The organism is Gemmatimonadales bacterium (assembly GCA_041390145.1).
GTDB lineage: Bacteria > Gemmatimonadota > Gemmatimonadetes > Gemmatimonadales > GWC2-71-9 > SPDF01.
In genome coordinates this window covers 1-24,515 of record JAWKQM010000013.1, presented here as the reverse complement: position 1 = coordinate 24,515, position 24,515 = coordinate 1, and the positions used below count along the sequence as shown (strand labels likewise).

General features: G+C 68.6%; 27 protein-coding genes. 26 read left to right on the top strand and 1 reads right to left on the bottom strand.

The annotated features are described in order from the left end of the window. Positions 1–94: 94 nt before the first annotated feature. The 13 genes from smpB (at position 95) to rplQ (ending at position 8,213) form a co-directional block, all read left to right on the top strand. Complete coding sequence (gene smpB / locus R2910_11710) at positions 95–580, top strand: SsrA-binding protein SmpB (protein MEZ4413643.1); 486 nt, start codon at positions 95–97, stop codon at positions 578–580. Then, positions 577–1,212 carry an N-acetylmuramoyl-L-alanine amidase gene (locus R2910_11705; protein ID MEZ4413642.1) on the top strand — a complete coding sequence of 212 codons (636 nt, stop codon included), beginning with the start codon at positions 577–579 and terminating at the stop codon, positions 1,210–1,212. The genes smpB and R2910_11705 overlap by 4 nt, the downstream gene beginning before the upstream one ends. Then, positions 1,193–1,762 (top strand): N-acetylmuramoyl-L-alanine amidase, encoded by a 570-nt coding sequence (locus R2910_11700; protein ID MEZ4413641.1) that lies wholly within the window; start codon positions 1,193–1,195, stop codon positions 1,760–1,762. The genes R2910_11705 and R2910_11700 overlap by 20 nt, the downstream gene beginning before the upstream one ends. After that, positions 1,759–3,153, top strand: coding sequence for a hypothetical protein (locus tag R2910_11695; GenBank protein MEZ4413640.1), 1,395 nt, complete (start codon positions 1,759–1,761; stop codon positions 3,151–3,153). The genes R2910_11700 and R2910_11695 overlap by 4 nt, the downstream gene beginning before the upstream one ends. Next, on the top strand, positions 3,153–4,028 hold the full coding sequence (locus R2910_11690; GenBank protein MEZ4413639.1) for a dihydroorotate dehydrogenase: 876 nt from the start codon (positions 3,153–3,155) through the stop codon (positions 4,026–4,028). The genes R2910_11695 and R2910_11690 overlap by 1 nt, the downstream gene beginning before the upstream one ends. Beyond that, on the top strand, positions 4,021–4,704 hold the full coding sequence (gene pyrF, locus R2910_11685; GenBank protein MEZ4413638.1) for an orotidine-5'-phosphate decarboxylase: 684 nt from the start codon (positions 4,021–4,023) through the stop codon (positions 4,702–4,704). The genes R2910_11690 and pyrF overlap by 8 nt, the downstream gene beginning before the upstream one ends. Continuing rightward, positions 4,701–5,150, top strand: a complete 450-nt coding sequence (locus tag R2910_11680; protein ID MEZ4413637.1) for a hypothetical protein — start codon at positions 4,701–4,703, stop codon at positions 5,148–5,150. The genes pyrF and R2910_11680 overlap by 4 nt, the downstream gene beginning before the upstream one ends. A 75-nt stretch (positions 5,151–5,225) precedes the next feature. Continuing rightward, the gene (gene rpmJ, locus R2910_11675) at positions 5,226–5,342 is read left to right on the top strand and encodes a 50S ribosomal protein L36 (GenBank protein ID MEZ4413636.1); all 117 of its coding nucleotides are present in this window, start codon (positions 5,226–5,228) and stop codon (positions 5,340–5,342) included. A 2-nt stretch (positions 5,343–5,344) separates the two neighbouring features. After that, entirely contained in the window at positions 5,345–5,725 is a 381-nt protein-coding gene (gene rpsM, locus R2910_11670) for a 30S ribosomal protein S13 (GenBank protein ID MEZ4413635.1), read from the top strand. 2 nt (positions 5,726–5,727) lie between these two features. Beyond that, positions 5,728–6,132 (top strand): 30S ribosomal protein S11, encoded by a 405-nt coding sequence (gene rpsK / locus R2910_11665; protein ID MEZ4413634.1) that lies wholly within the window; start codon positions 5,728–5,730, stop codon positions 6,130–6,132. 2 nt (positions 6,133–6,134) lie between these two features. After that, positions 6,135–6,770 carry a 30S ribosomal protein S4 gene (gene rpsD / locus R2910_11660; protein MEZ4413633.1) on the top strand — a complete coding sequence of 212 codons (636 nt, stop codon included), beginning with the start codon at positions 6,135–6,137 and terminating at the stop codon, positions 6,768–6,770. A gap of 15 nt (positions 6,771–6,785) precedes the next feature. Continuing rightward, positions 6,786–7,856 carry a DNA-directed RNA polymerase subunit alpha gene (locus tag R2910_11655; GenBank protein ID MEZ4413632.1) on the top strand — a complete coding sequence of 357 codons (1,071 nt, stop codon included), beginning with the start codon at positions 6,786–6,788 and terminating at the stop codon, positions 7,854–7,856. Further along, on the top strand, positions 7,857–8,213 hold the full coding sequence (gene rplQ, locus R2910_11650) for a 50S ribosomal protein L17 (GenBank protein MEZ4413631.1): 357 nt from the start codon (positions 7,857–7,859) through the stop codon (positions 8,211–8,213). It abuts the gene before it with no gap. Positions 8,214–8,320: 107 nt separating this feature from the next. Here the strand turns inward: rplQ and rpmB are convergent, their stop codons facing one another. Next, on the bottom strand, positions 8,321–8,512 hold the full coding sequence (gene rpmB, locus R2910_11645; GenBank protein ID MEZ4413630.1) for a 50S ribosomal protein L28: 192 nt from the start codon (positions 8,510–8,512) through the stop codon (positions 8,321–8,323). A 100-nt stretch (positions 8,513–8,612) separates the two neighbouring features. On the opposite strand from rpmB, the gene R2910_11640 reads away from it, so the two are divergent. The 13 genes from R2910_11640 to secA form a co-directional block, all read left to right on the top strand. Then, the gene (locus R2910_11640) at positions 8,613–9,584 is read left to right on the top strand and encodes a GDP-mannose 4,6-dehydratase (GenBank protein ID MEZ4413629.1); all 972 of its coding nucleotides are present in this window, start codon (positions 8,613–8,615) and stop codon (positions 9,582–9,584) included. After that, positions 9,584–10,537: a GDP-mannose 4,6-dehydratase gene (locus R2910_11635; protein ID MEZ4413628.1), complete on the top strand. Its 954-nt coding sequence runs from the start codon at positions 9,584–9,586 to the stop codon at positions 10,535–10,537. Before R2910_11640 ends, R2910_11635 begins: the two co-directional genes overlap by 1 nt. Continuing rightward, a complete protein-coding gene (gene carB / locus R2910_11630) occupies positions 10,521–13,772 on the top strand; it encodes a carbamoyl-phosphate synthase large subunit (protein ID MEZ4413627.1) in 3,252 nt (1,083 codons plus the stop codon). Before R2910_11635 ends, carB begins: the two co-directional genes overlap by 17 nt. Beyond that, positions 13,769–14,755 carry a UDP-N-acetylmuramate dehydrogenase gene (gene murB, locus R2910_11625; protein ID MEZ4413626.1) on the top strand — a complete coding sequence of 329 codons (987 nt, stop codon included), beginning with the start codon at positions 13,769–13,771 and terminating at the stop codon, positions 14,753–14,755. The genes carB and murB overlap by 4 nt, the downstream gene beginning before the upstream one ends. Further along, on the top strand, positions 14,748–15,338 hold the full coding sequence (locus tag R2910_11620; protein MEZ4413625.1) for a DapH/DapD/GlmU-related protein: 591 nt from the start codon (positions 14,748–14,750) through the stop codon (positions 15,336–15,338). Before murB ends, R2910_11620 begins: the two co-directional genes overlap by 8 nt. Before the next feature lie 72 nt (positions 15,339–15,410). Beyond that, the gene (locus R2910_11615; protein ID MEZ4413624.1) at positions 15,411–16,529 is read left to right on the top strand and encodes a DegT/DnrJ/EryC1/StrS family aminotransferase; all 1,119 of its coding nucleotides are present in this window, start codon (positions 15,411–15,413) and stop codon (positions 16,527–16,529) included. Further along, on the top strand, positions 16,526–17,815 hold the full coding sequence (locus tag R2910_11610) for a nucleotide sugar dehydrogenase (protein MEZ4413623.1): 1,290 nt from the start codon (positions 16,526–16,528) through the stop codon (positions 17,813–17,815). The genes R2910_11615 and R2910_11610 overlap by 4 nt, the downstream gene beginning before the upstream one ends. A gap of 7 nt (positions 17,816–17,822) precedes the next feature. Continuing rightward, positions 17,823–19,124 (top strand): UDP-glucose/GDP-mannose dehydrogenase family protein, encoded by a 1,302-nt coding sequence (locus tag R2910_11605; protein MEZ4413622.1) that lies wholly within the window; start codon positions 17,823–17,825, stop codon positions 19,122–19,124. Positions 19,125–19,144: 20 nt separating this feature from the next. Continuing rightward, positions 19,145–19,849, top strand: a complete 705-nt coding sequence (locus R2910_11600; protein ID MEZ4413621.1) for a tetratricopeptide repeat protein — start codon at positions 19,145–19,147, stop codon at positions 19,847–19,849. After that, the gene (locus tag R2910_11595) at positions 19,846–20,754 is read left to right on the top strand and encodes a tetratricopeptide repeat protein (protein MEZ4413620.1); all 909 of its coding nucleotides are present in this window, start codon (positions 19,846–19,848) and stop codon (positions 20,752–20,754) included. Before R2910_11600 ends, R2910_11595 begins: the two co-directional genes overlap by 4 nt. Then, the gene (gene bamD, locus R2910_11590; GenBank protein ID MEZ4413619.1) at positions 20,751–21,527 is read left to right on the top strand and encodes an outer membrane protein assembly factor BamD; all 777 of its coding nucleotides are present in this window, start codon (positions 20,751–20,753) and stop codon (positions 21,525–21,527) included. Before R2910_11595 ends, bamD begins: the two co-directional genes overlap by 4 nt. A gap of 4 nt (positions 21,528–21,531) precedes the next feature. Continuing rightward, positions 21,532–22,107: a nicotinate-nucleotide adenylyltransferase gene (nadD, locus tag R2910_11585; GenBank protein ID MEZ4413618.1), complete on the top strand. Its 576-nt coding sequence runs from the start codon at positions 21,532–21,534 to the stop codon at positions 22,105–22,107. After that, positions 22,104–24,515, top strand: a 2,412-nt coding sequence (gene secA / locus R2910_11580; GenBank protein MEZ4413617.1) for a preprotein translocase subunit SecA, incomplete at its 3' end; no start/stop codon positions are given. The genes nadD and secA, both read left to right, overlap by 4 nt.

Here is a 24,515-nt window from a genome sequence, read left to right as displayed (position 1 = left end):
TGGGCGGCAAAGGTAGCGGGAGGCCGGCCCCGGCGTCAAGCGGCCCGTTGACCCTCCCGAACCCACTGTCTATCTTGGGTTTACGAGACCGCCCATGTCTACCAAATCGGATGCGCCCACGGAGCGCCGGCATTCGGTCGCCCGCAATCCCAAGGCGACCCACGACTTCCACATCCTCGAGACGTGGGAGGCGGGCTTGGTGCTGACCGGCACCGAGGTCAAGTCGCTCCGCAGCGGCAAGGCCTCCATCAAGGAAGCGTACGCCCGGGTTTCCGGGGGACAGGTGTATCTCGAAGGAATGAATGTCACCCCGTACGCCCAGGGTAACCGGTACAATCACGACCCGGTTCGTTCGCGCAAGCTTCTCCTCCATCGTCGCGAAATCAATCGTCTCATCGGCTCGGTCGAGCGCGAGGGGCTCAGCCTCGTGCCGCTCGAGCTCTACTTCAGCAGGGGCAAGGCGAAGATTGCCATCGGGCTCGGCCGCGGCAAGAAACAGCACGACAAGCGACAGGCGCTGAAGGAACGGATGATCGACCGCGAAACGGCCCGCGCCATCGCCGTGGGGCGGCAACGGTGATCGCCCTCTCGCTCCTCCTCGCGCTCACGGGCGCCGTGCCCTCGCAGCTTCTCGTGGCCACGCCGCGCGGCGAGACGCAGCTGTCGGTGAGTACAGATGCCGATGGCCGGCCGATGGTGGCCGCCTATCCCCTTGCCGCGGCACTGGCCGGGACCATCCGGCGCGAGGGCGCCTGGGTCACCTTGGTCATCTCCCGGCAGGACTTCGCCTTCCTCCCCGGCGCACCGCTCTTCCGCCTCAACGACCGGCTCGAGCCCCTGGCCGTGCCGACCATCGAGCGCGGCGATTCACTCTTCGTGCCCTACCAGTTCGTCTCGGAAGTTCTGCCGCGATATCTCGGCGAGTTGTACAAGTTCGACCGCACCGCGGGCCGGCTGGTCCAGCTTGGGAGCGTGGCCGTCACGGCGCCAGCGCCGAAGCGGCTGCCCAACGGGCTGTTGCCGGGGCACATCGTCACGGTGGACGCCGGGCATGGCGGCGCCGACCCCGGGAATCTCGGCAAGTTCTTTCCGCGCGGCGTCACCGAGAAGGACGTCACGCTTCAGGTCTCGTTGTTGTTGCAAGAGGAACTGGTTAAGCGCGGCATCACCGTGCGGATGACGCGCACCACTGATGTCCGCCAGCGAACCTGATTCAGGCGCGCCGACCTGCGACGCCAGCTGTGATCTCTTCATCAGCCTTCATGTGGACGCCCTCGATACCGGGAAGCGGCGCGATTACCGCTCCGTCAACGGGTTCTCGACGCTAATTATCGGCGAGGAGAACTCCGCCGACGCGGATCGGGTAGCCCGGACAGAGAACGAAGCGCTGCGGTTTGACAGCCCCGAGGATCAGGAGCTGGTGACCGGCCCGCTGGGGTACATCCTGAAGGACCTGCAGATGAACGAGTATCTGCGTGAGTCGGCGCGCGCGGGGGCGTTGATTCAGACCCACCTGGAGCCGGTGCATCCCGGCGCGAATCGCGGTGTCAAGCAGCGCAACGACTTGATCGTGCTCAACACCGGCCGGCGGCCCGGAGTGCTGGTCGAGATCGGGTACGCTACCAGTCCGTCCGATGCGAAGTACCTGATGTCGAAGACGGGCCAGCGCCAGATTGCGCGCGCCCTGGCGGATGCCATTGTCGACTACCTGCTGGAATTCGAGTGGAAGAGCGGGGCGCGGGCCGGGGGCCCGGGCCGGTGAAGCGAGGCGCGCTGCTGCTCCTGCTCGCGCTGACGGGGTGCGTCTACTACAACGGGATGTACAACGCCAATCGGTTTGCCAAGCGCGCCCAGAAGGCGCAGGCGGCGGGGCGCACCTTCGAGGCGCAGGGGTACTGGGCGCAGGCGGAGGTGCGCGCCGATACGGTGATCGCCCGCCATCCGGAGAGCAGCTGGGTGGACGATGCGCAGCTGATCCGGGGTGAGGCGATGGTGGCGCGCAGAGACTGCCCGGCCGCCGTGCCCGCGCTCGAGGCCGCTTCGCTGAGCATGGACAGTCCCAAGGTGGCGGAGCGGGCCAAGGTCCTCCTCAGTGGTTGCCTCCTTGAAGCGGGCGATTATTCCGCCGCGGATCGCGTGCTCCTCGAGCTGATGGCGAGTTCCGACACCGCCATCAGTCGCCCTGCCCAGCTGGAGCACGCCCGCGTGCTTCGACTCAACGGGGAGTACCAGGCGGCGGTCACGACGCTGGAAGGCCTGGAGGGGCCCGCGGTCGACGCCGAACGCACGGCCGACTATGCCAACCTCGGCAACCTCGCCGAGGCCGTTCCACTCATCGATTCGGCGCTCGCACAGGGCGACACGGCGCTGCCGTGGGAGTCGATCATCACCGGGGTCGGCCGCGTCGACCCCGGCCTGGCCTCCAAATACACCTCGGCCGCCGTCGCTCTCCCCGGCTTGCCGCCGGAATCGAGGGACCGGCTCCTCCTCGCCGATGGCATGCGCCTCCTCTCCTCCAATCCAGACTCCGGTCTGGCGCGGCTCCGCGAGGCCGCCTCGGCGAGGCCGACCACCTTCTCCAGCCTGACGGCGCGGCTGCGGATCGGCGAATACTTCATCGGGCAGGCGGACACCCTGTCGCAGCTCGAGCAGGCGCGCCCGGAACTCACCGAGCTCAGCGAAATCGGCGGCCGCCCCTCGATTCAGGCGTTGCGCTATCTCCGTGTCCTCGACCAGGCCCGTGCCTACGCCGACTCAATCAGCCCCGACGCGAAAGAGGGCGACCTCGCGACGTTCGTGCTCGCCGAGGCGGTCCGCGACTCCCTCCCCGCGCCGCGCATTGCCGCCGAACTCTTTGCCACGGTGCCGGCCTGGTGGCCGACCTCCCCGTATGCGCCGAAGGCGCTCCTCGCCCTGGCGGCGCTGGAGCCGACCCGTGCCGAGTCGATCTTCCACACGCTCGAGTGCGAGTATCCGGAGAGCCCGTACCTCCAGCTTGTCGCGGGAGAGGTGACCCCCGCGGTACTGGCGCTCGAGGATTCGATGCAGGCGTACGCCAACAGCGGCGAGAGGTCGACCGGGCAACGGCGCGCGCGGCCCACGACGGCACCCAATACGCCCGCCGGCCAGCTCCGGGAGGACGACATCAAGTGATGGCGGCCACCGCGCTGGAGCGGATGGTCTTCGGAGTCCGCTTCCAGAATCCCCTTGTGCTCGCGTCGGGCACCGCCGGCTACGGCCGTGAACTCGACGGCGTGATGGACATTGACCGCCTCGGCGGGCTGGTGACCAAGGCGGTCTCCGTCGAGCCCAGGGCAGGGAACGCCCCGCCACGGGTGACCGAGTTTCGCGGTGGGATGCTCAATGCGATTGGCCTGGCCAACCCCGGCCTCGCGCAGGTACGCGCGGTCGAAATGCCGTGGCTGCTTCAGCGGATGCAGGCGGCGCGCGTCCTTGTGAACGTCGTCGGCTTCACGCTCGATGAATATGCGGCGGTCATCGAGGGGCTGGACGACCTGGAGGGCATCACCGCGTACGAACTCAATCTCTCCTGTCCCAACACGTCGGCGGGGGGCCTCGAATTCGGCGCGGACGCCGCCTCGGTCACCACCATCATCTCCCGATGCCGGCGGGTGACCGGGCGACCGCTGGTGGCCAAGCTCTCACCGGTCCTGCCGGACATTGCGGCATTGGCACTGGTGGCGCGTGACGCCGGCGCCGATGGGGTATCGGTCGTGAACACGATGCCCGGGTTGGCGCTCAACCCCGACGGCGTCCCTCGGCTGGGCAACGGCAACGGCGGTGCCAGCGGTCCGGCCCTCCTCCCGGCCGGTGTGCTGGCGGTGCGCCGGGTGCGTGAACGGGCGCCCGACTTGCCGATCATCGGCCTCGGCGGCGTCCGAAGCGCCGCAGATGTCCGCCAGTATCTCGCGGTCGGCGCCACGCTCGTCGGCATCGGGACGGGCGCGCTCGCCGATCCGCGCCTTCCCGCCCGCATCATTCGCGACCTGGAGCGCCACCGTGGCTGACATCATCCTTGCGCTCGACGTGGAATCGGGCGACGCCGGCCGCCGGCTCCTCGACCGTCTCCCCGACCTGCGCTGGGCCAAGGTTGGGTCGGTCCTGATGACGCGGGAGGGGGCACCCTTCCTCGCGGAGCTTCACCAGCGGGGCGTCCGGATCTTTCTCGACCTCAAGTGGCACGACATCCCGAACACGGTCGCCGGCGCCGTGAGCGCGGCCGAATCGCTCGGCGTCGCGATGGCCACGGTGCACACGCTGGGGGGTGTCCCGATGCTCCGGGCCGCGCAGGATGCCGCCGGCGAGATGAACCTCGTCGGCGTGACCGTCCTGACCTCGCTCGATGCGGCGGGATATGCCGACGCCGTCGGCCGGGACGCGGTGGACCTCGAACGCGAGGTGCCACGGCTGGCAGCTGCGGCGATCGGGGCAGGGCTCCGGGGGGTCGTCTGTTCGCCGGCGGAGATCGGGGTGGTCCGGCCGGTGGTGCCGGCCGGGGGGTGGGTGGTGGTGCCGGGGATTCGGCGAGCCATCGACGCGGCGGGCGATCAGGTCCGGGTCGCCACCCCGCGCGAGGCGGCGGCCGCCGGGGCCACCCACCTGGTGGTGGGGCGGCCGATCACCCAGGCCCCGAATCCCGCCGCGGTATTGGCGGAGTTCACGGCCGAGGCCGGTGCGGCATGATCCGTAGTCTCTCGCTGGCCGCCGCCCTCGCCCTCCTCGGCAGTCCGGCCCCGCGTCCCCGCGTCCCCGCCTCCCCACCAGCGCTGCCTGGCCTCACCGAGGTCGGCGACTCCGCCCGCGCCTCCTGGCAGCGACGTGACCTGCGGGCCTTTCTGGCCCCGGCGGGGGCGGGCCGCCTGGTGGTGACCCTCCCGGCCGCCGGTCAGTCGGCGCCGATCACCGCCGAGCAGGCGCGCGCCATGCTATCGTCCTATGTCCAAGGGACACAAGAGGTTGAGACCGTCCTGCAGCGGGCGGAGGTGGTCGACTCCGCCCAGGGCTACGTGGGGCTGAGCCGGCGCTACCGGGAGGTCGGGATTCCCGGGGAGCGGCAGTCGGTCATCCTGCTCGGCTACCGCCGGGGCCGGTCGGCCTGGGTGCTGACGGAGGTCCGGATCGCGTCCTAACCGCTTCCCTTGCGTTGGGTTCTGGCGCGGTCTATATTCCTCAGCTACCTCAAAGTCTGGTCCTGGAGAGATTCCGTGAAGGTACGTTCGAGTGTCAAGCCAATCTGCGAACACTGCAAAGTCGTGAAGCGACAGGGCGTTGTTCGCATCATTTGCAAGCGCAACCCCAAGCACAAGCAACGGCAGGGCTGATCATGGCACGCATTGCAGGCGTGGACCTTCCGCGCGAGAAGCGGGTCGAAATTGCCCTGACGTACATCTTCGGGGTTGGTCGTCCCACGAGCGTTCGCATCCTCACCGAGGCCGGCGTTCCCGCCGACACGCGGGTCCGGGATCTTTCGGACACCGAGGTGGCCCGGCTCCGTCAGTTCATCGAGCGCGCGCTGAAGGTCGAAGGCGCCCTCCGGACGGAAGTCGCCATGAACATCAAGCGGCTCATGGACATCGGCAGCTATCGCGGGTCGCGGCACCGCCGGGGCCTTCCGGTGCGCGGGCAGCGCACCCATACCAACGCCCGGACCAAGAAGGGTCCCCGGCGGGCCATTGCTGGCAAGAAGAAGGCGACGAAGAAGTAACCATGACTGCACCGACTACTCCCACGAAGGCGCCTGGCGCCAAGCGTTCCAAGAAGGTCGTCGAGTCCGAGGGCATCGCCCACATCTCGGCCACCTTCAACAACGTGCTGATCACCATTACCGACATGAAGGGCAACGCCCTCGCCTGGGGAACGGCGGGCAAGGCGGGGTTCAAGGGCTCCAAGAAGTCCACGCCGTTCGCCGCGACGGTCGCCGCGGAAGGCGCCGGTCGCGAAGCCATGAACCTCGGCGTGCGCCGGGTCCATGTCCGCGTGCAGGGCCCCGGCAGCGGGCGTGAGTCCGCCATCCAGGCGCTCGCGTCGGTCGGCCTCCGGGTCGTGTCCATTCGGGATGTCACCCCGATTCCTCACAACGGGTGCCGTCCCCCGAAGAAGCGGCGGGTCTAACCATGTCGCGATACACTGGACCCAGCTGCCGGCTTTGCCGTCGCGAGGGCACGAAGCTCTTCCTGAAGGGCACCCGCTGTCTCACCGAGAAGTGCGCCGTGGAGCGCCGGGCCTATGCGCCCGGGCAGCACGGGCAGGGCACCGGCCGCGGCCGCAAGCCGTCCGAGTACTCGAAGCAGCTCCGGGAGAAGCAGAAGGTCAAGCGGATGTACGGCCTGACCGAGGGGCAGTTCCGCAACCTGTTCGAGAGCGTCACCCGCGAGTCGGGCGTCAAGGGCACCAACCTGCTCATCGCCCTCGAGTCGCGGCTCGACAACATCGTCTACCGGATGGGCTTCGCGTCGAGCCGCAAGGCGGCGCGCCAGCTCGTCAACCACGGCCACGTCGAAGTCAACGGCCGCCGGGTGGACATCGCGTCGTATCACGTCATGCCCGGACAGGAAGTCCGGGTCGCCCCGACCAGCCGCGAGATGGTGGCGGTCAAGGCGGCGCAGGAATACGCGTCGCGCGGGGCTCCGGTATCCTGGCTCTCCGTCGACGGCGACAAGGCCGCCGGGCGGTACGTTGAGCGTCCCACGCGCGAGGCCATTCCGGTCAACGCGCAGGAACAGCTCATCGTCGAGCTTTACTCGAAGTAAGTGGTGGCCTGAACCATGACTATCGACCTGACCGGACTTGTCCGCCCGCACCTGCTCGAAATGAGCCGCCGCGAGGACAACCCGAACGCCGCCGAGTTCCGCCTCCAGCCGCTGGAGCGGGGTTTCGGCTACACTCTCGGCAACTCACTGCGCCGCATGCTGCTCTCCTCACTCCGCGGCTCCGCGGTCTGGGGCTTCCGGCTCGACGGCGTCGTGCATGAGCATCAGACCGTCCAGGGCGTCCTCGAGGACATCCACCAGGTGGTGCAGCGCCTCAAGGGGCTGACGCTGGTGCTGGTCCCCGAGGTGGATGAAGCCGTCCTGCACATCAAGAAGAACGGCCCAGGGCCGGTCTACGCCCGCGACATCCAGCCCCACGGCTCGGTCACCGTCATCAATCCCGACCACCTGCTCTTCACCGTGCAGGAAGACCGGGAAGTGAACGCCGAGCTCTATGTCAACAAGGGCCGCGGCTACGTCGAGTCGGAGCTCCACCCCTTCGACCGCTCCCTGCCGGTCGACCTCGTGCGCATCGACGCGATCTACAACCCGGTCACCCGCGCCAATTTCACGGTGGCGGAAACCCGCGTCGGACAGCGGACCGACTATGACCGCCTGACGGTCACCGTCGAGACCAACGGCACCATCTCGCCCGAAGACGCCGTCGCCTACGCCGCGGCGCTGGCGCAGGAGCACTTCCGGTACTTCGTCGATTTCGGCAAGGTGCCGGTCATGCGCGAGCCCGCGCCGGTCGTCGCCGAGCTCGGCGGCGGACTGCGCGACAGCCTTTCGCGGCCCATCGACGACCTCGGCCTCTCGGTCCGGTCGCTGAACTCGCTCAAGAACTCCAATATCCGCACCCTGCAGGACCTGATCGCCTATTCCGAGGAAGACCTGCTCAAGGTCAAGAATGTGGGCGAAAAGGCCGTGTCGGAAATCGTTGAACTGCTGGAGAAGGAAGGCCTGGCCTTCGGGCACGTGCTCGATGAGGTGGCCGGTGTCCTGCGCGCCAAGAGCGCCGACGCCGCCGCACCTGCCCCCGCCGCCGCGCCTGCCCCCGCCGCCAGCAACGGGGAGACCGCCTAAATGCGTCATCGCGCCAAGGGACGGCAGCTGTCCCGGACCTCCGCCCATCGCCGCGCGCTCCTGAACAACATGGCCACCAGCCTGTTCAAGCACGAAGGCATCAACACGACGGAAGCCAAGGCCAAGGAGCTCCGGCCCTTTGCCGAGAAGCTCATCACCCTGGCCCGCCGCGGCGACCTGCACGCGCGCCGGCTTGTGGGGCGCAACATCAAGGACCGCGAGGTCCTCGGTCGCCTCTTTTCCGAGCTGGGTCCCCGCTTTGCGGCGCGTCCCGGCGGCTACACCCGCATCCTCAAGATGGGGCACCGGCCCGGCGACGGCGCCGACGTGGCTCGCATCGAGTTGCTTGCGGAGTAAGGGTGGCATCGCCCGCTTCCGATACGACGAAGGGGACCCGCGAGGGTCCCCTTTTTTACAGCACTGCGGCGGTCCGGACGGCGCCGCCCGCGAGGGCGCGCCGAGGTTCACCCCGCCTTGGCGATCTTGTTACCCTTGATGCACTGGGTGCAGACGCGGACACGCCGCGGCTCGCCGTCCTTCAGGACGCGAACAGTCTGCAGGTTCGGATACCAGCGGCGGTTGGTGCGATTCTTGGCGTGGCTGACGTTGTTGCCGGTGACCGGCCCCTTGCCGCACACGGTGCATACCCGTGCCATATGTCCATCCCTCAAGCAGTTACGTCATTGACGGTACAACTGGAAACCGCGAAATCTAACCCAGTGACCGCCCCGACACAACCACCCCTTGGAGACCCCCATGACTGAGCGCAAACGCGCGCTGATTACCGGCATCACGGGGCAGGACGGGTCCTATCTTGCCGAGCTGCTCCTCGACAAGGGGTACGAGGTGTTCGGTGTGGTGCGGCGGACCAGCCACCACGGGCTGGCGCGTATCGACCATATTGCCGACCGGATCACGCTGCTTCCCGCCGACCTTCTCGACCAGCACTCGCTGACGGTCGCCCTGCAGCAGTCGACCCCGCACGAGGTCTACAACCTGGCCGCGCAGTCGTACGTGCCGACCTCCTGGTCGCAGCCGGTGCTGACCGGCGAGTTCACCGCCCTCGGCGTGACACGCATGCTGGAGGCGATCCGGCTGGTGCATCCCTCCGCCCGGTTTTACCAGGCGTCGAGTTCCGAGATGTTCGGCAAGGTGACCGAGACCCCGCAGAAGGAGTCCACCACCTTCTACCCCCGCTCACCCTACGGCGTGGCCAAGGCCTACGGCCACTGGATCACGGTCAACTACCGGGAGTCGTACAACCTCTACGCGGTGAGCGGCATTCTCTTCAACCACGAGTCTCCCCGCCGCGGCATCGAGTTCGTCACGCGCAAGGTCACCGACGGGGTGGCGCGCATCAAGCTCGGGATGGCCACCGAGCTTCGACTCGGCAACCTCGACGCGCACCGCGACTGGGGATTTGCGGGCGACTACGTCGACGCGATGTGGCGCATGCTCCAGCTCGATACGCCGCAGGACTTCGTCATCGGCACCGGCGTCACGCATAGCGTGCGGAACCTCGTCGAGCAGGCGTTCGGCCACGCCGGGCTGGACTGGCAGCAATACGTGAAGCTCGATCCGGCGTTCATCCGTCCCGCCGAAGTCGACCTGCTGCTGGCCGATCCGTCGCTCGCCAAGGCGAAGCTCGGCTGGACGCCCACGGTCGCGTTCCCCGAGCTGATCGCGATGATGGTGGACGCCGACATCGCCCGTCTCAAGGGGCGTTGATGCGGGTCTTCGTGACGGGGGCCGAGGGGTTTGTGGGGCGCACCATGGTGCGCACCCTGCTGGCCGCCGGCCACGAAGTGCAGGCGGGCATCCGACCAGGCGGTCCACTTGAAGTCCCGGGGTTGGCGGCCGCCGAACGCGCGGCCGTCGCGCGGATCCCGCTGGAGCTGCTCGATACCGCGTCGGTCGACGCCGCCATGGCCTGGCGCCCCGACGCCGTGATTCACCTCGCCGCGATCGCCTCCGGGGCGGACGCCCGGCGCGACGTCGGCACCGCCTGGGCGGTCAACGCCTCGGGAACCGCCCGCCTGGCCGACGTCCTGGGCGGGTTTCGCGAGCGGGGGGAGGCCGACCCGCTGTTCCTGCTCGTGTCCAGCGCGGAGGTGTATGGCGGCGGCGTGAACCGGCCGCGGCGGGAAGACGACCCGATCGTGCCCTGTTCCCCGTACGCCGCGAGCAAGGCGGGGGCGGAGATCGCGGCGCTCGAGGTCTGGCGCCGGACCGGGCTGCGGGTCGTCGTGGCGCGTCCCTTCCCGCACACCGGCGCCGGCCAGAGCGACCGGTTCGTGGTGCCGGCGTTCGCGGCCCGGTTGCGGGCGGCGCGGCGATCCGGCGCCACCGCGGTCCGCACCGGCAACCTCGAGCCGGTCCGCGATTTCCTCCATGTGCAGGACGTGGTAAACGCCTATCTTGCGCTCGTGGTGCACGGCGAGCCCGGGCAGGCCTACAACGTGGCCCGGGGCGAAGGCATGTCGCTGCACGAGCTCTTTACCCGCCTCGCGGCGGAAGTCGGGGTGGCCGCCGTGCCGGAGGTCGATCCCGGCCTCATGCGCGCGGCGGACATCCTCCACCTGGTGGGTGACGCCACCAAGCTGCGGGCCGCCACCGCGTGGCAGCCCACCATCGCACTCGACCGGATCCTGAAGGAAGTTGCTGATGCCGAAGCGGACTGACATCTCCTCCATTCTCCTGATCGGCTCCGGCCCGATCGTCATCGGGCAGGGCGCCGAGTTCGACTACTCCGGGACGCAGGCCGTGCGGGCGCTCAAGGAGGAGGGGTATCGGGTCATCCTGGTGAACTCCAACCCCGCCACCATCATGACCGATCCCGAGCTGGCGGACCGGACCTACGTGGAACCGGTCACGCCGGAGTGGGTGGCGCGGGTCATCGAACGGGAGCGCCCCGACGCCCTCCTGCCCACGATGGGCGGGCAGACGGCGCTCAACGTGGCGATGGCCCTGGCCAACGACGGGACGCTCGAGAAGTACGGCGTCGAGTTGATCGGCGCCGACGCCCGCGCCATCGGCCTGGCGGAGGACCGCGAACAGTTTGCGCAGGCGATGCGGCGCCTCGGCTTGGCGACGCCGTCCGGCCAGACGATTCGGAACCTCGAGGAGGCGCTCGCTGTGGTGGCGGAGACCGGCTATCCCGCCATTGTGCGCCCCTCCTACACGCTGGGTGGGTCGGGGGGCGGCATCGCGTACAACCGGGCGGAGTTCGAGTCGCTGGTCGGGCATGGTTTGGAACTCTCGCCGGTTGGCTCGGTCCTCATCGAGAAGAGCGTCATCGGCTGGAAGGAGTTCGAGCTGGAGGTCATGCGCGACGCCGCGGACAACGTGGTGATCGTCTGCGCCATCGAGAACATCGATCCGATGGGCGTCCACACCGGCGACTCGATCACGGTGGCGCCCGCCATGACGCTGACCGACCGGGAGTACCAGACGATGCGCGACAGCGCGCTGGCCATCATCCGCGAGGTCGGCGTGGCGGCCGGCGGGTGCAACATCCAGTTTGCCGTCGATCCCGCCACGGGCGAGCAACTCGTGATCGAGATGAATCCGCGGGTCTCCCGGTCGTCGGCGCTGGCGTCCAAGGCGACCGGTTTCCCGATCGCCCGCATCGGCGCCAAGCTCGCCGTGGGGTACCGGCTCGACGAGCTCCAGAACGACATCACCAAGACGACCCCCGCCTCCTTCGAGCCGGTCCTCGACTACGTGGTGGTGAAGGTGCCGCGGTTCGCGTTCGAGAAGTTCCCCACCGCGGACGCGACGCTCACCACGCAGATGAAGTCGGTCGGCGAGGTGATGTCCATCGGCCGCACCTTCAAGGAGGCGTTCCAGAAGGGGCTTCGCGGGCTCGAGATCGACCGGATCGGCTGGGTCGAAGGGGCCACCCCCGCGGCTGACCGGCTCGACGACGCCGACATCGCCACGGTCAAGGCGGCGCTCCGGCGCCCGACGCCGGAGCGAATCTTCCAGATCAAGCGGGCGCTTGCCGGCGGCGTGCCGGTTGCCGAGGTGGCCGAGCGGACCGGCATCGACCCCTGGTTCATCGACCAATGGGCCGAACTCGTGGAGGCGGAGGCCGCGTGGGCGGCCGACCCGAACGCGATGGGTGCGGAAGCGCTGCGGGCGATGAAGCGAATGGGGTTCTCCGACGCCCAGTTGGGGCGGCTGCGCGGTGTGCCGGAGGCGGAGGTGCGCGCGGCGCGCCACGGGCACGGCATCCGACCGGTCTTCAAGATGGTGGACACCTGCGCCGGTGAGTTCCCGTCCGCCACGCCCTACCTCTATTCCTCCTACGACGAGGAAAACGAGTCGATCCCCGATGGCCGACCGGCCGTGATCATCCTCGGCAGCGGCCCGAACCGGATCGGGCAGGGGGTTGAGTTCGACTACTGCTGCGTCCGCGCGGTGCTTGCCTTCCGCGAGCTTGGCTACCGGACGGTCATGGTCAACTCCAACCCCGAAACGGTCTCCACCGACTTCGACATCTCCGACGCATTGTATTTTGAGCCGCTCACACTCGAGGACGTGCTTGAGATCGTTCACATCGAGCAGCCGATGGGGGTCGTGGTGCAGCTGGGCGGCCAGACCCCGCTCCGGCTCGCGCGCGGCCTGGAGGCGGCCGGGGTGAGGATCCTCGGCACCTCGCCCGATGCCATCGACGAGGCGGAGGACCGCGGCCGGTTCGAGGCCATGGCCCGAGAGCTCGGTGTGGCGCAGCCGCCGAGCGGCACGGCTATGTCGGTGGAGGAGGCCTCCTCGGTGGCCGACCGCATCGGCTACCCGATTCTCGTCCGCCCCTCGTATGTGCTCGGCGGCCGCGGGATGCAGATCATCTACGACGTCGACTCCCTGCAGCGCTACTTCGCGCAGGCGACCCGGGTCACGCCGGAACACCCGGTGCTGATCGACAGCTTCCTCGAGGACGCCTTCGAGGCCGACGTCGACGCCATCTGCGACGGGACCCAGTGCATTATCGGTGGCGTCATGCAGCACATCGAGGACGCCGGCATCCACTCCGGCGATTCCGCCTGCGTCCTCCCGCCGTATCTGATCACCGAGGACCAGGTCGAGCAGATGCGCGAGCACACCCGGGCGTTCGCGCTGCGGCTCGGTGTGGTCGGCCTGATCAACGTGCAGTACGCCATCAAGCACGGGCAGGTGTACGTGCTCGAGGTGAACCCCCGCGGCTCGCGCACCGTACCGTTCGTGTCGAAGACCACCGGCGTGCCGCTCGCGTCGCTCGCCGCGGCCGTCATGGCGGGCAAGACGCTCGAGTCGCTCGGCCTCCACGACGACGTCCTCCAGCCCTACGTGGCGGTCAAGGAAGCGGTGTTCCCCTTCAACAAGCTGCCCGGGGTGGACCTGATTCTCGGGCCGGAGATGCGCTCCACCGGCGAAGTGATGGGCATCGCCGACTCGTTCGGGATGGCCTTTGCCAAGGCGCAGATCAGCGCCGATGGCGCGCTGCCGCTCGAGGGGACCGTCTTCGTGACGGTCAACGACCACGACAAGCAGACGGTGGTGCCGATCATCCGACGGTTCCACGAGCTGGGCTTCAAGGTGGTGGCCACGGAGGGGACGGGGCGCTATCTCCGCTCCCGCGGCATCCCCGCCGGGCGCGTCCTGAAGGTGCACGAAGGGCGGCCGAACGCCATCGACCTGATTCTCTCCGGCGACGTGCAGCTCCTGATCAACACGCCGCTGGGCAAGCTGACCCAGCAGGACGACTACCTCATCCGTCGCGCGGCGCTGCAGCACCGCACGCCCTACACGACGACGCTTTCGGCGGCCTCCGCCGCCTGCGACGCCGTCATCGCGATGCGAAGCCGGGCCCGGACCGTCTGCTCCCTGCAGGAGTGGCACGCCCTGGCGCGCGAGGCCGCCACGGAACCAGTGTGACGACGGCCCGCGACCCCGGCTTCATCGCCTCGCTGCGTGCCAGCGTGCGGGGTGAGGTACGGGCCGATGAGCCACTGGCGCGGTACTCGACCTATCGGATCGGCGGTCCGGCCACGGTGCTCCTCCCGGCGGTCAACGCGGATGTGGGCGTGGCGCTGCGCGCGGCGACCGAGGCGGGGGTCCCCTGGTTCACGATCGGCCTCGGCTCCAACATCCTCCTGCCGGACGAAGGGATGGATGCCCTCGTCATCCGGCTGGGGAAGGGACTCGACCGGCTCGCGCGGGACGCCGACCGCTGGACGATCGGCGCGGGCCTTCCCGCTCCCCTTGCGGCGCGCCGCACCGCCGCCGCCGGCTGGTTCGGCCTGCACAAGTTCGTCGGGGTCCCCGGGACGGTCGGCGGCGGCGTCTACATGAACGCCGGTTGCCATGGCGCCGAATGGTCCGACTTCGTCGAATCGGTGCTCGTGGTCGATGAGGCCGGGGCCGACCAGGTCCTGCCGCGCGCGGCGATTCCGTTTGCGTATCGACAGAGCGGCTTGTCCGGTCGGGTGGTGCTGGAGACCACCGTGTGCCTCCGGTCCGAGTCGCCCGCGGTGATCGAGGAGGAGCTGGCGGAGCTCTTCAAGTGGCGCTCCGAGGGCACCCCCTTCAACCAGCCCTGTTGCGGGAGCGTCTTCCGGAACCCGGGCGGCGCCTCCTGGCACCGGGAGGGGGGGCCCCGGACCGCGGGGCAGCTGATCGAGGCCGCGGGGCTGAAGGGGGTCCGGGTCGGCGGCGCCGAGATCTCCCCGAAGCACGCGAACTACTTCGTGAACACCGGTGGCGCGACCGCGGCCGATATCCGGGCGCTGATCGGCCGTGCACAGGCCACTGTGTACCAGCAATTCGGTGCGGTGCTCGAGACCGAAGTGAAGCTCATCCGACCCGACGGCAGTGCCGACACGCTCCCACCCCCCGATGACGGAACACCCCATGCCTGACTATTTCGTCCATGAATCCAGCTACGTCGATGACGGCGCCGTCATCGGGACCGGGACCAAGATCTGGCACTTCAGCCACGTGATGTCCGGGGCGATCATCGGCGAGCGGTGCAACCTCGGGCAGAACGTCGTGGTCATGCCCCGGACCCGCCTTGGGAACAACGTGAAGGTCCAGAACAACGTCTCGATCTACGAGGGTGTGGAGCTTGAGGACGATGTATTCTGCGGCCCGAGCTGCGTCTTCACGAATGTCATCAACCCGCGGAGCCATGTGTCGCGGAAGCATGAGTACCGGCCGACCATCGTCCGCAGGGGCGCCACCATTGGGGCCAACGCCACGATCATCTGTGGCAGCACCCTCGGGGCCTATGCCTTCGTGGGGGCCGGGGCGGTGGTGCGGGGGGTGGTTCCCGACTACGCCTTGATGGTCGGCATGCCCGCCCGCCGGATCGGCTGGATGTGCCAGTGCGGGGAACGCCTCGTGGTGACCGATGGGGCGGCTGCCTGCGCCTCCTGCGGAGCGGAATATCGGGAGGATGGGGGGGCTCTCCGCCGCGTTGATTCTACCCCTCCGCAGGGCTAAGTTTGTTGGTTATCGTAGGTTAGAGTATTTCCACCGGCGGGGCAGGCCGCCCGCCACTTGAGGGCCACACCAGTGAACGTCCCGCTGCTTGATCTCGTTGCCCAGCATGAGCGCATCAAGGAGGCCGTCCTCCCGGCCGTCATGAGTGTCATTCAGCGGCAGGGCTTCATCATGGGTCCCGAGGTGGGGCAACTCGAGACCCAGGTAGCGAAGCTCTCGGGGGCTAAACACGGCATCGCGTGCGCCAGCGGCACCGATGCGCTCCTCATCCCGCTCCGCACCCTCGACATGAAGCCGGGGGACGAGGTCATCGCACCGGCGTTTACCTTTTTTGCCACCGCGGGCGCCATTCACAACGCCGGCGGGCGTCCGGTGTTCGTGGACATCGAGCCCGGGACCTTCAACGTCGACCCGGCGGCCGTCGAGGCCGCCATTACCCCCCGCACCCGGGCCATCGTTGTCGTGCACCTCTTCGGCCAGATGGCTGACGTGGGGGCCCTCGCGGCCCTCGCCCGGAAGCACAATCTCATGCTGGTGGAAGACGCGGCGCAGGCCATCGGGGCCCGTCGCAAGGTGGACGGGACCTGGCGTGCGGCGGGCGAACTGGGGACCGTCGGTTCCTTCTCGTTCTTTCCCACCAAGAATCTTGGTGCCTGGGGCGACGGCGGCATGATGGTGGCCCAGGACGACCAGCTCGCCGACCGGCTTCGCCGGGAGCGGCTGCATGGCGGGGCCCGCGAGTACTTCCACGACGAGGTGGGACTCAACAGCCGGCTCGACTCGATCCAGGCGGCGGTGCTCCTGGCCAAGCTGCCCTATCTCGCCGCCTGGGGAGTGCGCCGGCGCGAGCTCGCGGCGATCTATTCCGAGGCGTTTGCCGGGATCCCCGGCGTGACCCCGCCGCCGGTCGACCCGGCCAACGAGCACATCTTCCACCAGTACACGATCCGCGCCGAGCGGCGCGAGGCGCTCCTGGCGCACCTGAAGTCCCGTGGCATTGGGCACAAGGTGTATTACCCGCTCGCCCTGCACTTGCAGCCGTGCTTCGCCTTCCTCGGCGTGCGGGCCGGTTCGCTCCCGGTCACCGAGCAGGCCACCGAAGAAGTCGTGTCGCTGCCGATCTATCCGGAGCTCACCTCCGCCCAACTCGACGCCGTCATCGCGGCCGTCCGGGAGTTCTACCAGGGATGACCAATACCACCGCGCAGGACCTCATCGCCAAGGCAGAGCGGCGCGACGCGCTCTTCGGCGTCGTCGGACTCGGCTATGTCGGGTTGCCGCTCGTCATTGAGCTGGCCCGTGCCGGCTACAAGGTGCTCGGTTTCGATATCCTTCCAAGCGTGGTCGAGGGGCTGAACGCCGGCCGCTCGCACGTGAAGGACATCACCAACGTCGCCTTGCAGGAGGTCCTCGACAAGGGCCTCTTCGAGGCCACGACCGACCTGAGCCGTCTCGGCGAGCCGGACGCGATCTCGATCGCGGTGCCGACCCCGCTCTCGAAGTTCAAGGATCCGGATGTCAGCTTCATCCAGGCCTCGACCGAGTCGATCCGCCAGACGCTCCGGAAGGGTCAGGTCATCATCCTGGAAAGCACCACCTATCCCGGCACCACGCGGGAACTGATGCTCCCCGCGCTGGAGAGCACCGGCCTCGTGGTGGGGAAGGACTTCTTCCTCTCGTTCAGCCCCGAGCGCGTCGATCCGGGCAACCCGACCTACGGCACCCGGAACACCCCCAAGGTCATCGGCGGCATCACCCCCGACTGCCTGGCCGTGACGGTGGCGCTCTACCAGCCCGCGATCGACACCCTGGTGCCGGTCTCGTCGCCGGAAGCGGCGGAGCTCGTCAAGATTCTCGAGAACACCTTCCGCAGCGTGAACATCGGGCTGGTCAACGAGACCGCCATCGTGTGCGACAAGCTCGGGGTGGACGTCTGGGAGGTGATCGAGGCCGCCGCGACCAAGCCGTTCGGGTTCATGAAATTCCTGCCTGGACCGGGGCTCGGCGGCCACTGCATCCCGATCGATCCGCACTATCTCGCCTGGAAGATGCGCGGGCTCAACTACAAGACGCGGTTCATCGACCTGGCCGGCGAAGTCAACACCGAGATGCCGATGTTCTGGGTCCGCAAGGTGGCGGACGCGCTGAACAGCGTGAGCCGCTCGGTGCGCGGCAGCCGGGTCCTGATCCTCGGCGTCGCGTACAAGCGGGACATCGACGACCTGCGCGAGAGCCCGGCGCTCGACATCATCCGGCTGCTCGAGCTCCAGGGGGCCCACGTGGAGTTCCACGATCCCCACGTGAAGAGCTACCGCGAGGATGGCAGGCTCGTGCACTCCGTTCCGCTGACGGTCGAGAAGGTGGAGGAGTCCGACTGCGTCATGGTGGTGACCGACCACAAGGCGGTCGACTATGCGATGGTCAAGAAGCACGCGAAGCTGGTGGTCGACACCCGTCACGTGATGCCGAGGGACTGAGCCGGCCGTGCGCGTGACCATCGTCGGGAGCGGGTATGTCGGCCTTGTGGCCGGCGCGTGCTTTGCCGAGACCGGCAACGATGTCGTGTGCGCCGACCTGGACGAGGGGAAGATCGAAGGCCTGCGGCGGAATGAAATGCCGATCTACGAGCCGGGGCTCGAGCCGCTGGTGCGCCGGAACCAGGAAGAGGGGCGGCTGGCCTTCACCACGGACATCGGCGCGGCGGTGGAGCGGGCCCAGGTGGTGTTCATTGCGGTGGGCACGCCCGAGGGCGAGGACGGCTCCGCCGACCTCCAGCATGTCCTCGATGTGGCGCGGGTCATCGGCCGGCATCTCAACGGGCCGAAGGTGATTGCCACGAAGTCCACGGTGCCGGTCGGGACGGCCGAGCGGGTGCGCGAGGTGATTCGCGCGGAGTCGACCGAGTCGTTCTCGGTCTGCGCCAACCCGGAGTTCCTGAAGGAGGGCGCCGCGGTCGAGGACTTCATGCATCCCGACCGGGTGGTCGTCGGGGTGGAGGACGATCGCGCGCGGGAGGCAATGGCCCAGTTGTATGGCCCCTTCTTCCGGAAGAGCGACCGCATCCTGTTCATGGACATCCCGTCGGCGGAGATCACGAAGTACGCCGCGAACGCGATGCTCGCCACGCGGATCTCGTTCATGAACCAGATCGCGAATCTCTGTGAGCTGGTCGGGGCGGACGTGACGAGCGTGCGACGCGGCATCGGCACCGACCAGCGCATCGGACCGGCGTTCCTCTTCCCGGGGCCTGGATACGGCGGGGCCTGTTTTCCGAAGGACGTGAAGGCGCTGATTCGCACGGCACGCGACGCCGATGCCTCGGCCGACCTCTTCGAAGCGATCGAAACGGTCAACCAGCGGCAGAAGCAGGTGTTGCTGCGGAAGGTGGACAGCGCGTTCGGTGGCGCCCTGGCGGGCAAGACCGTGGCCCTCTGGGGGCTCGCCTTCAAGGCCGAGACCGATGACGTGCGGGAGAGCCCCGCGATTCCGCTCGTCGAGGGGCTGCTGGCCCGCGGCGCGCGCGTGGTGGCGCACGATCCGCACGCGATGGAAAACGCGCGCCGGTACTTCGGCGACCGGATCGACTACGCGGCCGATCCGTATGCGGCGGCCCGCGGGGCAGACGCGCTGGTGGTGGTCACCGAGTGGCTGGTCTACCGGAACCCCGACTTCGATCGCCTGTTGAAGGAAATGGCAGGCCGGGTTCTCGTGGACGGACGCAACCTGTACGATGCCGCCCGCTTGCGCGGCCTCGGGTTTTCCTACGCCTCCATTGGCCGGCCGTGAGTGGCCGCCCCGGGAGTTCGATGAACGTCAGCCCTGAGCACCTGATTCAGCAGGCGCGCGAGCGCTTTGCCCTCCAGGACTACCGCGGCGCCGCCTTCCTCCTCGAGGAAGTGGTTGCCGGCGGCCGCGCCTTTGCCGACGTGCATCACCTGCTCGGGGTGTCCTACTCGCTGCTCAGCCTGCCCGATCGCGCCCTGGTGGAATTCGACCGGGCGCTCGCGCTCAATCCGCGGTACCTCGAAGCGCTGATTCACCGCGGGATGATCCTGATGGATCTCGGGCGCCGCGAGGAGGCGGAGGCCTCGTTCCAGCTCGCGCAGCAGGGAGAGATGCTCACGGCGGGGTTGCCGGCCCACGCCGCCGGTCGGCTCGCCAACCTGCATGCCGGCCTCGCCGAGGCCTATGCGGAACTCGGCGCGCTCGAGCCGGCCATCGAGCAGCTGACCATGGCCACGAAACTGGGTCCGAAGTTTCCGGACCTCCGGTATCGGCTGGCGCGTCTGCTGCTCGAGGCCGGCCAGACCCTGGAAGCGCGCGAGGAACTGGAGCTCGTGGTTCGGACCCGTCCGAACTTCCTCGATGCGCTGGCCCTCCTTGGCCTCGCCCGGTATCTCAGCGGCGACGCGGATGGCGCCGAGGCGGTCTGGCGGGATTGCCTGACGCGTCGGCCGGAGGATGCCCGGGTCGAGGCCTACCTGGCCATGCTGAGCCGCGGGACGCGATGACGGGTGCGGCGTGGTGTGGCTCCTGCCTGCTGGTGCTCGGGATTGTCGCCTGCGGACCCACTGGGGGACCCGAGGGGGTCGCGGACCGGGACTACGCCGAGGGCCGGTACCAGGAAGCATTGGCCGTGTACGCCCCGCTGGCCGAGACCGAGCCCTCTCCGTCCCTCTGGGCAAAGATCGGTGCCACATCGCTTCGGCTTGGCCAGCTCCGGGAGGCCACGGCGGCGTACCAGGCGCTTGCCGCCTCGGCACCCGACCGGGCCGATGAGGCGTCGGAGGGGCTCGAGCAGGTCATCGAGGCGGCGGAACGCCGGCGCGACGAGGTGTCGCTGGAGCAGGCGGTCGCGGCGCTCCGCGAGGTCGCGCCGGAACGCCCGCTGGGCCGGCACGCGCTGAACCTCATGCAGGTGGTCGACGGGCCGGTGGCGCCCTCCGACTTCGCGGCGGCGCTGGCGGTCGCGAGCGACGCGCGCTCGGTCGATTCGCTGCTGGTGCGGCAGGCCGGCGCGCTCGCCGCCCGGGGCGATTGCACCGAGGCGATTCGGCTCTATCAGGCGGCCGTCCGCCGGGCCGGTCGCTCGGGTAATGCCGGCGCCGAGGCGGGGTTGGTGGATTGCTTCTTCCGCCTGGGCGCGACGCAGCTGGCCACGGCGCCCGACAGCGCCGAGGTGTGGTTTCGCAGTGTCGCGGGCATCGATTCGACGTCGCCGGTCGGCCGCGCGGCCATGGTGGGACTGGGCGACGCGCGCCTGCGCCAGGGCGACCTGATCGGCGCCGCGCTCGCCTATCAGACGGTCCTCTCGAGTGGAGACCGTTCCGATTCGCTGTCCACCGTGGCTGCGGCGAAACTCAATGCGCTCGTGTCGGCCGACGTGCCGGACTCACTCTCGACGGAAACGCCATGACGTTGCGGTCACTGCTGGTTTGTGGGATGCTCGCGCTGGCCGCCTGCAAGTCGGGCAGCGGAACCGCCACGCCCGACCTGGGCGCGGCGCCGGCCGACCCGACGCTCTCGGCGGCGCGGATCGACTCGATGTGGGAGAAGGGCGTCAAGGACTTCCGGAAGGGGTTCTACAATTCCGCCGCCCAGGTGTTCCAGCGGGTGTTGCTCGAGTTCAGTCCTGGCGACCCGCGAATTCCCCAGGCCCATTTCTACCTGGGCGAGTCGTACTTCGGTTCGGGCAGCGAGCTCCAGGCGGTGCGCGAGTTCCGCAAGGTGTCGGACGACTTTCCCAGCAATCCGCTGGCGCCCGACGCGCTGTATCGTGCCGGCGACGCCTACGCCGTGCTCTGGCACAAGCCGCAGCTCGATCCGACCTATGGCAAGTCCGCCATGGCCACCTATACCGAGCTCCTGAACCGGTACCCGGACTCGCCCGCGGCCGCCAAGGCGCGGGTGCAGCTGGCGGACCTGGCGGACAAGTTCGCGTACAAGGAGTGGGAAACGGCCAAGTTCTACCTGCGCCTCAAGGCGTACGACTCGGCGATTCTCTACATGCGGGCGCTCGTGGCCTCGTATCCCAACACCCCGTCGGCGCAGCAGGCGCTCGAGCAGCTGGTCGTCAGTTACCGCAAGCTCGGGTATGTCGAGGACGCGGAGGAGATGTGCGGGGCGCTGCGGCAGTTCCACCCCGACACGAAGAACCTCGACACGCTCTGCCCGGTCTCCGGCGGGTGACGCGATGATCGGCCTCTTCGGGGGCTCGTTCGACCCGATCCATGTCGGACACCTGATTGTGGGGCGGGCGATCGCGGAGCGGCTCGGCCTGGCGGAGTTGCGGTTCATGCCGACGGGCGAACAGCCGCTGAAGCGGGGCCGGCACGTGGCCGGGGTCGGGCACCGGGTGGCGATGGTTGCCGCTGCCGTGGCCGGGGAGGCGGGGCTGGCCGTCGAACGTATCGAGTCGGACCGTCCCGGCGTGTCGTACACGGTCGACACGCTGCGCGCGCTCCGGGCGCGGGAACCCGACCACCGGTTCGTGGTGTTACTGGGGTCCGATGCCGCCGCCGAGCTGCATCAGTGGCGCGAGGCGGATGCGTTGGCAGACCTCGCGCAGTTCGTGGCGTTCACGCGGGCGGGCGGTCCCCGTCCCTCGCACCCCTTGCTCCGCGAGGTGGTGGACGCCCCCGCCGTCGAGATCTCCTCGACGGCCATCCGGCAGCGCGTGGCGGCCGGACGCTCGATTCGCTATCTCGTCCCCGACGCGGTCGCCGAATATATCGCGGCCCAGGGGCTGTACAGGAACGGACAGGGATGATCAAGAAACTGGTAAAGGTGGTCTTCGGCACCCAGTACGACCGGGAAATGAAGAAGATCCGGCCGATCGTCGAGGCCATCAAGCAGGAGGAGGAACGGCTCGCGGGGCTGTCCGACGACGAAATCCGCGGGCAAACCGCCGTCTTCCGCGCGCGCCTGGCGGAACGCCTCGGGCCGGCCCAGGCGGAACTCGAGGAAGTCCGGGCCGCCAAGCACGGGTGCGAGGATCCGCACGAGCGCGACCGCCTGGAGACCCGGTTCCACGAACTCGAGTCGAACTACAAGAAAGCGCTGGCGACCGAACTCGACGCGCTGTTGCCGGAGGCGTTTGCCACGGTCCGCGAGGCGGCGCGCCGCCTCGTCGGGACGACCGTGGTGGTCACCGGCCGCGAACTGACCTGGGACATGGTGCACTACGACGTGCAGCTGATCGGCGGCATCGTCCTGCACCAGGGCAAGATTGCCGAAATGGCCACGGGCGAAGGCAAGACGCTGGTGGCCACCCTGCCGCTGTACCTGAACGCCCTGGCCGGTCGCGGGGCGCACCTCGTTACGGTCAACAACTACCTCGCCCGGCGCGACAGCCAGTGGATGGGCCACCTCTACAACTGGCTCGGCCTGACCGTCGCCGTGCTCGACGACACCGAACCGAGCACGCCGGAGCGGAAGGCGGCCTACGCCGCCGACATCACCTACGGCACCAACAACGAATTCGGGTTCGACTACCTGCGCGACAACATGGTGTTCGCGATCGAGCAGCGGGTCCAGCGGCCCCACGCCTACGCCATCATCGACGAGGTCGACTCGATCCTCATCGACGAGGCGCGGACGCCGCTGATCATTTCGGGCCCGGCGGGGAATGCGGAGGACGACTCCTACGCCCAGCACAACCGACCGGTGGCGGAGGTGGTCCGCAAGCAGACGGCGGTGGTCAACCAGCTGCTGACCGAGGCGGAGACGCTGCTCCAGGATCCGGACACCCAGGCCGACGCGGGCATCCTGCTCTACCAGGCGCACCTGGGGATGCCGAAGAACAAGAAACTGCTCAAGATGCTGAACGAGACCGGCGTCAAGGCACTGCTGCAGCGAACCGAGCTGGACGCCCTGGCCGACCGGAAGCTGCCGCTCCGGCAGCAGAAGATGCGGGGCATCGAGGACAATCTCTATTTCGTGCTCGACGAGAAGGGCCACTCGGTGCACCTGACCGAGCGGGGCGCGGAAACGATGTCGCCGAACGATCCCGACCTCTTCATCGTGCCGGACATCTCGCAGGCCATCCACGATGCGGAACACGACCCGGACCTGACCCCGGAGGAGCGGGTCGAGGCGCGCCGGAAGATCGAGGCGGAATACGCCGTCAAGAGCGAGAAGCTCCACGGCATCCACAAGCTGCTGCAGGCGCACGCCCTCTACGAGCGCGACGTGGACTACCTGGTCGTGGAGGGCCAGGTCCTCATCGTCGACGAGTTCACCGGCCGGACGATGCACGGGCGGCGCTGGGCCGACGGCCTGCACCAGGCGGTGGAGGCCAAGGAAGGGGTGCAGGTCAAGGGCGAGACCCAGACCCTCGCCACGATCACCATCCAGAACTACTTCCGGATGTACGACAAGCTGTCCGGCATGACCGGCACCGCCGAGACGGAAGAGACCGAGTTCTACACGATCTACGGCCTCGACGTCGTCGTCATTCCGACCAACCGCCCGATCCGGCGGCGGGACAAGGTCGACCTCATCTACAAGAGCCGCCGGGAGAAATACAACGCCATCGCCGACGAAGTGGAGCGGCTGCACGGACTCGGCCTGCCGGTGCTCATCGGCACGGTGACGGTCGAGACGTCCGAGACCCTCAGCAAGATGCTCAAGCGGCGCGGTCTCAAGCACGAGGTGCTGAACGCGAAGTTCCACCAGCGCGAGGCCGAGATCGTGGCCGGGGCGGGGCAGCGCGATGCCATCACGATCGCGACCAACATGGCCGGCCGCGGCACCGACATTAAGCTCGGGGCCAATCTTGACCTGACCACCGAGGAGGCGGGGCTCCAGATCGTCGGCACCGAGCGGCACGAGTCGCGGCGCATCGACCGGCAGCTCCGCGGACGCTCGGGCCGTCAGGGCGACCCCGGCCAGTCGGTCTTCTTCCTGTCGCTCGAAGACGACCTGATGCGGATGTTCGGGTCCGACCGGATTGCGGCATGGATGGACCGCAGCGGTGCGGAGGAGGGCGAGGTGATCACGGGGGCGCTGATCACCCGTGCCATCGAGCAGGCCCAGAAGCGGGTCGAGCTCCAGAACTTCCAGACCCGAAAGCGGCTCCTCGAGTACGACGATGTGATGAACCAGCAGCGGGAGGTCATCTACTCCCTGCGGCTCTTCGCGCTCGAAAAGGGGGAGGAGCTCAAGGCGGAGAGCCGC

Bases quoted from the DNA above. Each gene is read 5' to 3' on its own strand.
- R2910_11620 (MEZ4413625.1), top strand. From the start codon at position 14,748: ATGCCTGACTATTTCGTCCATGAATCCAGCTACGTCGATGACGGCGCC.
- R2910_11700 (MEZ4413641.1), top strand. From the start codon at position 1,193: ATGTCCGCCAGCGAACCTGATTCAGGCGCGCCGACCTGCGACGCCAGC.
- nadD (MEZ4413618.1), top strand. From the start codon at position 21,532: ATGATCGGCCTCTTCGGGGGCTCGTTCGACCCGATCCATGTCGGACAC.
- R2910_11640 (MEZ4413629.1), top strand. From the start codon at position 8,613: ATGACTGAGCGCAAACGCGCGCTGATTACCGGCATCACGGGGCAGGAC.
- rplQ (MEZ4413631.1), top strand. From the start codon at position 7,857: ATGCGTCATCGCGCCAAGGGACGGCAGCTGTCCCGGACCTCCGCCCAT.
- rpsM (MEZ4413635.1), top strand. From the start codon at position 5,345: ATGGCACGCATTGCAGGCGTGGACCTTCCGCGCGAGAAGCGGGTCGAA.
- rpsK (MEZ4413634.1), top strand. From the start codon at position 5,728: ATGACTGCACCGACTACTCCCACGAAGGCGCCTGGCGCCAAGCGTTCC.
- R2910_11690 (MEZ4413639.1), top strand. From the start codon at position 3,153: ATGGCGGCCACCGCGCTGGAGCGGATGGTCTTCGGAGTCCGCTTCCAG.
- R2910_11680 (MEZ4413637.1), top strand. From the start codon at position 4,701: ATGATCCGTAGTCTCTCGCTGGCCGCCGCCCTCGCCCTCCTCGGCAGT.
- rpmB (MEZ4413630.1), bottom strand. From the start codon at position 8,512: ATGGCACGGGTATGCACCGTGTGCGGCAAGGGGCCGGTCACCGGCAAC.
- R2910_11655 (MEZ4413632.1), top strand. From the start codon at position 6,786: ATGACTATCGACCTGACCGGACTTGTCCGCCCGCACCTGCTCGAAATG.
- carB (MEZ4413627.1), top strand. From the start codon at position 10,521: ATGCCGAAGCGGACTGACATCTCCTCCATTCTCCTGATCGGCTCCGGC.
- R2910_11635 (MEZ4413628.1), top strand. From the start codon at position 9,584: ATGCGGGTCTTCGTGACGGGGGCCGAGGGGTTTGTGGGGCGCACCATG.
- bamD (MEZ4413619.1), top strand. From the start codon at position 20,751: ATGACGTTGCGGTCACTGCTGGTTTGTGGGATGCTCGCGCTGGCCGCC.
- smpB (MEZ4413643.1), top strand. From the start codon at position 95: ATGTCTACCAAATCGGATGCGCCCACGGAGCGCCGGCATTCGGTCGCC.
- R2910_11600 (MEZ4413621.1), top strand. From the start codon at position 19,145: ATGAACGTCAGCCCTGAGCACCTGATTCAGCAGGCGCGCGAGCGCTTT.
- R2910_11610 (MEZ4413623.1), top strand. From the start codon at position 16,526: ATGACCAATACCACCGCGCAGGACCTCATCGCCAAGGCAGAGCGGCGC.
- R2910_11595 (MEZ4413620.1), top strand. From the start codon at position 19,846: ATGACGGGTGCGGCGTGGTGTGGCTCCTGCCTGCTGGTGCTCGGGATT.
- rpsD (MEZ4413633.1), top strand. From the start codon at position 6,135: ATGTCGCGATACACTGGACCCAGCTGCCGGCTTTGCCGTCGCGAGGGC.